Genomic DNA, 10,526 nt, shown 5'->3' with positions numbered 1-10,526 from the left:
AGCTGGCCCCGCACAAGGTGATCCCGGGCAACCGCCCTAGCAACACCCTGGTAGTGGAGCGCATCAGCCCTCGCCGCCTCGGCGCGCTGGTGGCGATGTATGAGCACAAGGTGTTCGTGCAGAGCGTCATCTGGGGGATCAACGCCTTTGACCAGTGGGGCGTGGAGCTGGGCAAAGAGCTGGGCAAGGGGGTGTACCAACGCCTGGTTGGCACCCTGGAAGACAGCGCCGAAGACGGCTCCACCCAAGGCCTGATCAACTACTTCCGCGGCCGTCACCGCGGGTGATCTAACGCCTGCACGGGGCTATTCGCGGGTAAACCCGCTCCCACAGGTACTGCACAAGTTCCACGCATCGTGCGGTCCCTGTGGGAGCGGGTTCACCCGCGAAGAGGCCAGCACAGGTTGAACACCGCTCCCAGCTACACTGTCCTATCGAATAGCCGTTGCAGTCCATCGCCCCTTACAAGAGCAGGACCACCCGCCATGTTCGATATCCGCAATTACCCCCAGGCCCTGGCCGTCAGCCAGTCTGCCACCCTCACCCCCGACGACTACCGCCGCCTCTACCGCCAGTCAGTCGACGACCCTGACACCTTCTGGGCCGAACAGGCCAAGCGCCTTGACTGGGTCAAGCCCTGGTCAAGCGTGCAGCAATGCGACTTGAACACCGGCAAGGCTCGCTGGTTCGATGGCGCTCAGCTCAACGTCAGCTACAACTGCATCGACCGTCACCTGGCCCAGCGCGCAGAGCAAACCGCGCTGCTGTGGGAAGGCGACGATCCCCACGACGCCAAGGCCATCACCTACCGCGAACTGCACCGCCAGGTCTGCCGCCTGGCCAATGCGATGAAGGCCCGCGGCGTGAAAAAAGGCGACCGGGTATGCATCTACATGCCGATGATCCCCGAAGCCGCCTTCGCCATGCTCGCCTGCACCCGCATCGGTGCCATCCACTCGGTGGTGTTCGGCGGTTTCTCCCCCGACGCCCTGCGTGACCGCATCCTCGACGCCGATTGCCGCACTGTGATCACCGCCGATGAAGGCGTGCGCGGTGGCAAGCGCATCCCGCTGAAGCAGAACGTCGACAAGGCCCTGGCCAGCTGCCCCGCGGTCAGCAGCGTGTTCGTGGTACGCCGCACCGGCAGCGATGTGAGCTGGGCCGAAGGCCGCGACGTCTGGTACCACGAGGTGACCGACAAAGCCGGCGACGACTGCCCACCCGAGCCGATGGAGGCCGAAGACCCGCTGTTCATCCTCTACACCTCCGGCAGCACCGGCAAACCCAAAGGCGTGCTGCACACCACCGGCGGCTACCTGCTGCAGGCGACGATGACCTTCAAGGTAGTGTTCGATTACCGCGACGGCGAGGTGTTCTGGTGCACCGCCGACGTAGGCTGGGTTACCGGCCACAGCTACATCGTCTATGGCCCGCTGGCCAATGGCGCGATCTCGCTGATGTTCGAAGGCGTGCCCAACTACCCGGACACCTCGCGCTTCTGGCAAGTGGTGGACAAGCATCAGGTGAACATCTTCTACACCGCACCGACCGCCCTGCGCGCACTGATGCGCGAGGGGTCCGCACCGCTGCAGGGCACTTCGCGCAAAAGCCTGCGCCTGCTGGGCAGCGTCGGCGAGCCGATCAACCCCGAAGCATGGGAATGGTATTTCGAGGAAGTGGGGCAAAAACGCTGCCCCATCGTCGATACCTGGTGGCAGACCGAAACTGGCGGCATCATGCTCACCCCGCTTCCCGGCTCGCAATCGCTCAAGCCCGGCTGCGCCACTCAGCCCATGTTCGGCGTGCAACCGGCACTGCTGGACGAAAAAGGCCAGCTGATCGAAGGCCCCGGCGCTGGCCTGCTGGTCATCAAGGCCAGCTGGCCTGGCCAGATCCGCAGCGTCTATGGCGACCACCAGCGCATGGTCGACACTTACTTCAAGCCCATGCCCGGCTATTACTTCACCGGCGACGGAGCCCGCCGCGATGCCGATGGCGACTACTGGATCACCGGGCGCATCGACGATGTGATCAACGTGTCCGGGCACCGCATCGGCACCGCTGAAGTGGAAAGCGCGCTGGTGCTGCATGACCGCGTCGCCGAGGCAGCGGTGGTCGGTTACCCTCACGACCTGAAGGGCCAGGGCGTGTACGCCTTCGTCACGCCCATGAATGGCGTGACCCCGGACGATGCGCTCAAGGCCGAACTGCTGGCCCTGGTCAGCAAGGAAATCGGCAGTTTCGCCAAGCCCGAGCTGATTCAGTGGGCGCCCGCATTGCCCAAGACCCGCTCAGGCAAGATCATGCGGCGTATACTGCGCAAAATCGCCTGCAACGAGCTGGACAACCTTGGCGATACCTCGACCCTGGCCGACCCCAGCGTGGTACAAGGCCTGATCGATAAACGCCTCAACCAGTAACCGGCGGCCACTGTCCATGGCCGCCCTGAACCTCAGGTCGCCATGGAAGCCCTTCGTCGCCGCATCGAAACCCAGGTCATGAGCCTCACCGGGCTGGCCCTCGGCCAGCTCGACCTGGAATCGCCCAAGGGCGACCCGGGCCTGTTCGGCCCGCACAGCATCAGCTGGCAGGTACATGGCGACTTCCCCAGCATGCTGGTCGGTGGCATCAGCGCGCTGATGCTGCAGCTGCTGCATCCGCTGGCCCTGGCCGGCGTGTGGGACCACTCCAATTTCCGTGAAGACCTGCTCGGCCGCCTGCGCCGCACCAGCCAGTTCATTTCCGGTACCACCTTTGGTGCCACCGGCGATGCCGAATGGCTGATCGACAAGGTGCGCACCATTCACCTGCAGGTCACCGGCACGGCACCGGACGGCCGCCCCTACGCAGCCAGCGATCCGGACCTGCTGACCTGGGTGCATGTGGCGGAGGTCAGCAGTTTCCTCGCCGCCCACCTGCGTTATCGCAACCCGCACCTGCCGCGCACCGAGCAGGATGCCTATTACAACGAAATCGCCCTGATCGCCGAGCGCCTTGGCGCCCGTGACGTGCCACGTTCGTGTCAGCAGATCGAAGACTACCTGCAACGCATGCGCCCGCAGCTGCATTGCGATACGCGCAGCCATGAAGTCATACAGATCCTGCTCGACGCCCCTGCCCCCAGCCGCCTGGCACAGCCAGTTGGCAAGCTGATGCTGCACGCCGGTATCGACCTGCTGCCGGGCTGGGCACAGGCCATGCTCGGCCTGCAGCACGGAGCCTTGCAACAGCGCCTGATTCGCCTGGGCCTGCAACGCACCGCACCGGTACTGCGCTGGGCCATGCGCGACGGCTCGGCGCATCGGGCCAAACGGCGCATGGGCATCGAATGAGGCCAAGTGGTCGCGCCTGCGGAACTGATTTAACGTGCCATACTCCAAGCACTCCTGCTTAGACAGACGAAGCGACACATGTACAAAGGACTGACTCGCGCCGCCGGCGCAATCGTGGCCCTGGTAGCCCTCTATAGCCTGCTCGGCTTCCTCATTCTTCCTGGTGTCGCGCTGCGCGTCGCCAACCAGCAGTTGGCCCAGTACGCCACCGTGCCGGCCCACCTCGAACGGATCGAACTCAACCCCTTCAGCCTTGAGCTGACGCTGTGGGGCCTGCAGATCGGCGAGCCGGGCAAGGAGCAGGTCGGTTTCGAGCGTCTGTACGCTAACGTTTCGCTCGACAGCCTGTGGACCAAAGCCCTGCATGTGCAAGCGGTGGAGCTGGACAAACCACGCAACGAGGTGCTGTTCGCCAAGGACGGTGCCCTCAACCTCACCGGGTTGTTCAAGCTGCCAGCCAGTGAGGCCAAACCCGACGAGCCGCCCAGCGACCCGTTCCCGCTACGCATTGGCAGCATCAAGCTGGTCGATGGCTACCTGCACTTCGAGGACCTGCGCCCCAGCGAGCCAATCGAGTTTCTCTACGACAACATGAACCTGGAGCTGAAAAACCTCAGCACGCTGCCCAACGACAATGCCGACATGACGCTGGTGGCCAACGGCCCCAATGGTGGCCGGATCGACTGGAAAGGTACCCTGAGCCTGTCGCCGATCGCTTCCGAAGGCACACTGAAGGTTACCGACGCCAAGATGAAGCTGTTCTGGCCCTACGTGCGCGATGCCGTGCCACTGGTGCTGGAAGATGGCGTGCTCAGCCTTGATGCGCATTACACGCTCAACCTCGCCAAACAGACCGAGCTGCTGCTGGATGACGTGTCGGTGCGCATCGCGCCGTTCGCCATCAAGGCACCGGATGGCCGCCCGTTGGCGCGCCTGGCCAGGCTGGACGTGAGCGAAACCTCCGTCGACTTGGTCAAGCAACGGGTCAGTGTCGGCAAGATCCGCAGCGAAAAACTGGAAACCTGGGCGGCGCTGGAAAAAGACGGCCAGCTCGACTGGCAGAAGCTGTTCGCCAGCCAACCGGCCAAGGCCACGCCAAAGGAAAAAGCCGAGCCCGCTGCCGCCGAGCCTACGCCTGACGAGAAAGCTGCCAAGGAGCCAGGCAAACCATGGCAAGTGCTGCTCAAGGACGTGCAACTGCGCAACTACCTGGTGCACCTGGCAGACCGCAGCCAGAAAGAACCGGTAGCCTTGGACATTGGCCCGCTCAACGCCGACCTGCAAGGTTTCGACAGCCTCAACCAGTCACCCTTCACGCTTAAGCTCGACACCGGCGTAGGCAGGCAAGGTAAGCTGCAGGCGGCCGGCCAGGTCAACCTGGCGCCGATATGGGCCAAGCTGGATGTGAGCACCCGCGACATCGACCTGCGTGTGGCACAGGCCTATATCAACCCGTTCATCCTGCTGGAGCTGCGCAGCGGCATGCTCGCCAGCGGCCTCAAGGTCGACCTGAAGAACACCGCGCCACTGGCTTTCACTATTACCGGCAAAGCGCAGGTCAACCAGTTGCATACCCTGGACACCATCAAGAGCCGCGACTTCGTTAAATGGCAGCAGGTGAATGTCGACGGCTTGTCCTACGTGCACGGCGATGCGCTGTCGATCGACAAGGTCACCCTGCTGCAGCCGTATGCGCGTTTCATCATCAACGAAGACCGCACCACCAACGTCAATGACCTGCTGGTCCCGCAACCGGCCGGCGCCCCGGCGAGCAGCCATGCCAAGCCGGCCTCGGCCAGCAACGAAAAGCCCCTGGGCATCCACATCGGCCAGATCGACATCAATGATGGCTCGGCCAACTTCGCAGACCTGTCGCTCACCCCGAACTTCGCCACCGCCGTTCAACAGCTCAACGGCCAGATCGGCACCATCGACAACCGCAAGCCGCTGCCGGCCAAGGTTGACGTCAAGGGCAAGGTCGACCGTTACGCACCGGTGACCATCAAGGGCGCACTCAACCCGTTCAACCCATTGGCGAGCCTGGACATCGCCACCAGCTTCAAACGGGTCGAGCTGACCACGTTGACGCCCTATTCCGGCAAGTTTGCCGGCTTCCGCATCCGCAAGGGCCGGCTCAACCTCGACCTGCACTACCTGATTACCAACGGCCAGCTCAAGGCCGAGAACAAGGTAGTGGTGGAGCAGCTGCAACTGGGCGAAAAAGTCGACAGCCCGGACGCCGTAGACCTGCCGATCCGCCTGGCAGTGGCACTGCTGAAGGATACCGAGGGCAAGATCTCGATCGAGCTGCCGGTGACGGGTGACCTCAACAACCCGCAATTCAGCGTAATGCCGATTGTGTGGCAAACACTGCGCAACCTGGTACTGCGCGCGGCGCAGGCACCGTTCAAGTTCATTGGTGGGCTGATTACCGGCGGGGGCTCGCAAGACCTGGGTAACGTGGCGTTTGCCCCAGGCTCCAGCGAACTCTCTGGCGATGCCCAGTCGTCACTGGACAAGCTGGCTGCGGCGCTGAAAGAGCGCCCCGAACTGCGCCTGGAAATCGAAGGCACCAGCGCCCAGGCCAGCGACGGCCCGCTGATCGCCCAGCAACGCCTGGAGCGCGAGTACCAGTCCACCTGGTACAAGATCCTGCAGCGCCGCGGTGACAAAGTGCCGGCCAATGCTTCGATGCTGGTGGTCGACGACAGCGACAAACCGGCAATGCTTGAAGGCATCTACCGCACCCGTCTGAAACAGCAGCCGCCTGCCGAATGGGAGCAACTGGGCCGCGAAGAACGCACCACCAGGCTACGCGAGGCAGTGATCAAGTCGTGGGCCGAAAGCACCGCCCTGCTGCGCACACTGGGCCAGGAGCGGGCCAGCAGCATCAAGGATTACCTGGTGGACAAGGGCAAGCTGGAAGATGACCGGGTGTATTTCATCGATACCAGCCTGGGCCAGCCTGAAAGCGATGGGCGGGTGGTGACGCCGATGCATCTGGATGCCGAGTAAACCCCTCTAGCAGGCTTGGCCGCTTCGCGGGCGCGCCCGCGAAGAGGCCGGCACTGGCTTCAGACCAACCGCTGCCCCGACACCGCCGGGTGGTACAGCGGCTGCACCTTGTTCCCCGCCGGGTCCAGCAAGTGGAAGCTGCGCGCCCCGTCACCATGGTTGAACGGCCGGTCGAGCAAGGTTACGCCATGGGCCTTGAAGTATTGGTACCACGCTTCCAGCTCCTCCACGCTGTCCACAATGAACCCATAGTGATCCAGAGTCTGCAGCCCATTGGCCGCCCCCGCCCCACGCCCCAACGAAAGGTTGTCGTTGCCGCAGGTGAGGTACACCAGGTCTTCATTGGCGCGGTTCAGTACTTCCATCCCCAGCACATCGACGTAGAAGCGCTCGCATTCCTCCAGGTTGGGTACCAGCAAGGCGATATGGCGCAGGCCATTCAGGCGGCCAGGACGTGCGGGCAATTCAGACATTGGCGGAGCTCCATTTTTGTATACAATTCATAATTGAATTTAAAACAAAAGGAGCGACTTGTGTATAGCCTGTTCATCAAGACCCGTGTAAAGCCTGGTTGCGCGGAGGCCTTTCTGGCAGCGATCAAGGTCAATGCCGCCGCTTCCGTCGCCAGCGAGCCAGGCTGCCTGGTGTTCGATGTGTCGCAGGACCGGTTCGACCCAGAGCTTATTTACCTGTACGAAATCTATCGCGACGATGCCGCGTATGAAGCCCATACCCAGACCGCGCACTTTCGCGACAGCCGCCCACTGGTAGAACCGCTGATCGCCGAGCAGGAATGCTTCGAAAGCGATGTGATCGCACGCAACCCGGTGTACTAGCAGGTATGAAAAAGCCCCGGCTCACGCCGGGGCTTTATGTGTAAGTGGCCAAATCCGTTTGGCCGACGGGACAATCCTTATTCGGCTTTCAGGCCATCGGCCGAAACGGCCTTCACGCCTTTGATTTTCTTGGTGATAGCAATCGCCATATCTTTCTGCGATTCGGTCACGGCGGTGGTCGACGACAGCGACACGACGCCTTTGTTGGTTTCAACCTTGATGTCGGAACCCGGGATGCCTTTCTCAGTCAGCAGGTCCGATTTGACCTTGGTGGTGATCCAGGTATCGGAAGTGGCTTCCTTGGCTTTGGTCACCTCACCGGCCGCAAGCGTCATCGGGGCCTGGGTGGACTGTTGGGCGAATGCCGCGTTAGCCATGGTCAGGGTCAGAGCGGTAGCAGTAGCGGCAGCAATGGCGAACTTCTTCATGTGGGTCACTCCTGTTTTTCGAAAGGTCTGCGCCGTATGTCCTGGCGGCAGGTATGAAGGTAGTTGCATGGGCTGTGCCAGCTTTCCCGCTTCGCTTGTTCCCTTTAAAATCAACAAGTTAGCTAATTGCTATCAAGCTCAATGTCGTGCATTTTGCAATCAGCGCGGTAAACCTGCATGCAAGATGCAAGTCCGCAAAAGGTTCCCGTACCCCATGAAAAAAGGGCCCCGAAGGGCCCTTTCTGTGTAGCGTGGCAGTCGCTTAGACGCCCGAGGCCTTGGCCGCGGCAACGTCTTTGATCGATAGCTTGATACGGCCGCGGTTGTCCACGTCCAATACCAGTACTTCGACTTCCTGGCCTTCTTTCAGGATGTCGGTGACTTTCTCGACGCGAGCATCGCTCAGCATGGAGATGTGCACCAGGCCGTCCTTGCCAGGCAGGATGTTGACGAAGGCGCCGAAGTCGACGATACGCTCAACCTTGCCCACGTAGATCTTGCCGATTTCGGCCTCGGCGGTGATGCCCAGGATGCGCTGCTTGGCAGCCTCTGCCGCTTCCTTGGTTTCGCCAAAGATCTTGATCGAGCCGTCGTCTTCGATGTCGATCGAAGCCTTGGTCTCTTCACAGATGGCACGAATGGTGGCGCCGCCTTTACCGATGACGTCACGGATCTTGTCGGTGTCGATCTTCATCGCGATCATGGTCGGGGCGTTGGCCGACAGCTCGGTACGCGACTGACCAATGATCTGGTTCATCTGGCCGAGGATGTTCAGGCGCGCTTCCAGGGCCTGGCCCAGGGCGATTTCCATGATCTCTTCGGTGATGCCGTTGATCTTGATGTCCATCTGCAGCGCGGTCACGCCTTTGGCGGTACCGGCTACCTTGAAGTCCATGTCGCCCAGGTGGTCTTCATCACCCAGGATGTCGGTCAGAACGGCGAACTTCTCACCTTCCTTGACCAGGCCCATGGCGATACCGGCAACCGGTGCCTTCATCGGCACACCCGCGTCCATCAGCGCCAGGGAAGCGCCACAGACCGACGCCATGGAGCTGGAACCGTTGGACTCGGTGATTTCCGAAACGACGCGAATGGTGTACGGGAACACGTCAGCGGCCGGCAGCATGGCCTGCACCGAACGACGAGCCAGACGACCGTGACCAATTTCGCGACGGCCAGCACCACCCATACGGCCACACTCACCTACCGAGAACGGCGGGAAGTTGTAGTGCAGCATGAACGGGTCTTTTTTCTCGCCTTCGAGGGTATCCAGCAGCTGTGCGTCACGGGCAGTACCCAGGGTCGCAACGACCAGTGCCTGAGTCTCGCCACGGGTGAACAGCGCCGAACCGTGGGTCTTCGGCAGAACACCTACTTCGATGTTCAGCGGACGAACGGTCTTGGTGTCGCGGCCATCGATACGCGGTTTGCCGTTAACGATGTTTTCGCGAACGGTGCGGTATTCGATTTCGCCGAAGATTTCTTTTACTTCGGCAGCCGAAGGCTGGCCTTCTTCACCGGAGAACTTGGCGATGGCCTGATCACGCAGCTCGCCCAGGCGCGCATAGCGGTCAGCCTTGACGGTGATGGTGTAGCCCTGCGAAACCGCTTCGCCGAACTCGGCGCGGATAGCGTTGAACAGCTCGGTGTTGGCAACGGCAGGTTTCCAGTCCCAGGTTGGCTTGCCAGCTTCGGCAGCCAGCTCTTTGACAGCCTGGATAACAGCCTGGAATTCGTCGTGGGCGAACAGTACGGCACCCAGCATCTGGTCTTCGGTCAGCTCTTGAGCTTCCGATTCAACCATCAGTACGGCGTCGGAGGTACCGGCAACGACCATGTCCAGGCTCGAGGCAGCCAGTTGCTCGTAGGTCGGGTTCAGCAGGTAGCCGGTGCTCTCGTGGAAGGCAACGCGGGCGGCGCCGATCGGGCCTTCGAACGGAATACCGGAAATGGCCAAGGCAGCCGAGGTACCGATCATCGCGGCGATGTCCGGGTCGGTCTTCTTGCTGGTGGAAACCACGGTGCAGACGACCTGCACTTCGTTCATGAAGCCTTCCGGGAACAGCGGACGGATCGGACGGTCGATCAGGCGCGAGGTCAGGGTCTCTTTCTCGGAAGGACGGCCTTCACGCTTGAAGAAGCCACCCGGGATCTTGCCGGCGGCGTAGGTCTTTTCCTGGTAGTGAACCGACAGCGGGAAGAAACCCTTGCCTGGATCAGCCTGTTTGGCACCTACCACGGTCACCAGCACGGTGACGTCGTTGTCGACGGTAACCAGCACGGCGCCGGTTGCCTGACGGGCAATACGGCCCGTTTCGAGAGTAACGGTCGACTGACCGAACTGGAATGTCTTGATTACCGGGTTCACGGTTTCCTACCTTTTTCAGTGGCTCTTGGGGGAACTGGTTTCTTGCGAATGTGTGGGCAGAACGGGGAATCGGCCCCATTGACCGTCCAGATACAACACGAGGCTGGGAGCCTGGTTGAAGAGCGCAAAGCGCTCCACTTCACCAGGCTGCCAACCTCGGAGATACGCATGGCATGCCCATAGACAACGCTGCCAGGCAGCGCTGCCAATGCATGAGACACGCCATGCACACCACTGACCAGGCCGCTATTAGCGACGCAGGCCCAGGCGACCGATCAGGGCGCTGTAACGAGTGGTGTCTTTGCCCTTCAGGTAGTCCAGCAGCTTACGACGCTGGTTTACCATGCGGATCAGGCCACGACGCGAGTGGTGGTCTTTACCGTTGGCCTTGAAGTGGCCTTGCAGCTTGTTGATGTTCGCGGTCAGCAGAGCAACCTGAACTTCCGGGCTACCAGTGTCGCCAGCAGCTTGCTGGTAGTCGGTAACGATTTGAGCTTTTTCTTCAACGCTGAGGGCCATTTGGCTTCTCCTGATAACGGATCCCGCA

Annotated in this window: 8 protein-coding genes and 1 pseudogene; 5 read left to right on the top strand and 4 right to left on the bottom strand. The window is 61.6% G+C overall.

Annotated features, from left to right (window positions below; translation table 11 throughout):
• From LU684_RS18445 to LU684_RS18430, 4 genes and pseudogenes are all read left to right on the top strand, one after another.
• Positions 1-287: pseudogene (locus LU684_RS18445) on the top strand (glucose-6-phosphate isomerase); the annotation flags it as partial.
• 198 nt (positions 288-485) lie between these two features.
• Complete coding sequence (acs, locus tag LU684_RS18440) at positions 486-2,420, top strand: acetate--CoA ligase (protein WP_016489158.1); 1,935 nt, start codon at positions 486-488, stop codon at positions 2,418-2,420.
• A gap of 42 nt (positions 2,421-2,462) precedes the next feature.
• Complete coding sequence (locus tag LU684_RS18435) at positions 2,463-3,332, top strand: oxygenase MpaB family protein (protein ID WP_232894889.1); 870 nt, start codon at positions 2,463-2,465, stop codon at positions 3,330-3,332.
• A 78-nt stretch (positions 3,333-3,410) separates the two neighbouring features.
• Positions 3,411-6,347, top strand: coding sequence for a DUF748 domain-containing protein (locus LU684_RS18430; protein ID WP_232894888.1), 2,937 nt, complete (start codon positions 3,411-3,413; stop codon positions 6,345-6,347).
• A gap of 59 nt (positions 6,348-6,406) precedes the next feature.
• Here LU684_RS18430 and LU684_RS18425 read toward each other — a convergent pair whose 3' ends face one another.
• Positions 6,407-6,820, bottom strand: a complete 414-nt coding sequence (locus LU684_RS18425) for a VOC family protein (protein WP_010955354.1) — start codon at positions 6,818-6,820, stop codon at positions 6,407-6,409.
• A 60-nt stretch (positions 6,821-6,880) separates the two neighbouring features.
• Between LU684_RS18425 and LU684_RS18420 the strand changes: the two genes are divergently transcribed.
• On the top strand, positions 6,881-7,183 hold the full coding sequence (locus LU684_RS18420; RefSeq protein WP_232894887.1) for a putative quinol monooxygenase: 303 nt from the start codon (positions 6,881-6,883) through the stop codon (positions 7,181-7,183).
• A 77-nt stretch (positions 7,184-7,260) separates the two neighbouring features.
• Here LU684_RS18420 and LU684_RS18415 read toward each other — a convergent pair whose 3' ends face one another.
• The 3 genes from LU684_RS18415 to rpsO form a co-directional block, all read right to left on the bottom strand.
• Positions 7,261-7,611 carry a BON domain-containing protein gene (locus tag LU684_RS18415; protein ID WP_060518474.1) on the bottom strand — a complete coding sequence of 117 codons (351 nt, stop codon included), beginning with the start codon at positions 7,609-7,611 and terminating at the stop codon, positions 7,261-7,263.
• Positions 7,612-7,873: 262 nt separating this feature from the next.
• On the bottom strand, positions 7,874-9,979 hold the full coding sequence (gene pnp, locus LU684_RS18410; RefSeq protein WP_060518476.1) for a polyribonucleotide nucleotidyltransferase: 2,106 nt from the start codon (positions 9,977-9,979) through the stop codon (positions 7,874-7,876).
• A gap of 249 nt (positions 9,980-10,228) precedes the next feature.
• Positions 10,229-10,498: a 30S ribosomal protein S15 gene (gene rpsO, locus LU684_RS18405; RefSeq protein WP_016489163.1), complete on the bottom strand. Its 270-nt coding sequence runs from the start codon at positions 10,496-10,498 to the stop codon at positions 10,229-10,231.
• Positions 10,499-10,526 lie beyond the last annotated feature (28 nt).

Origin of the sequence: Pseudomonas sp. NMI542_15, from assembly GCF_021283425.1 — a bacterium.
Taxonomy (GTDB): Bacteria; Pseudomonadota; Gammaproteobacteria; order Pseudomonadales; family Pseudomonadaceae; genus Aquipseudomonas; species Aquipseudomonas fortuita.
Note: the sequence above shows the minus strand (reverse complement) of the source record. Positions and strands in the feature narration are given on the sequence as shown.

Excerpts from the sequence above, each read along its gene's own strand:
- LU684_RS18435 (WP_232894889.1), top strand. The coding sequence starts at position 2,463 with ATGGAAGCCCTTCGTCGCCGCATCGAAACCCAGGTCATGAGCCTCACC.
- LU684_RS18415 (WP_060518474.1), bottom strand. The coding sequence starts at position 7,611 with ATGAAGAAGTTCGCCATTGCTGCCGCTACTGCTACCGCTCTGACCCTG.
- acs (WP_016489158.1), top strand. The coding sequence starts at position 486 with ATGTTCGATATCCGCAATTACCCCCAGGCCCTGGCCGTCAGCCAGTCT.
- LU684_RS18430 (WP_232894888.1), top strand. The coding sequence starts at position 3,411 with ATGTACAAAGGACTGACTCGCGCCGCCGGCGCAATCGTGGCCCTGGTA.
- LU684_RS18425 (WP_010955354.1), bottom strand. The coding sequence starts at position 6,820 with ATGTCTGAATTGCCCGCACGTCCTGGCCGCCTGAATGGCCTGCGCCAT.
- rpsO (WP_016489163.1), bottom strand. The coding sequence starts at position 10,498 with ATGGCCCTCAGCGTTGAAGAAAAAGCTCAAATCGTTACCGACTACCAG.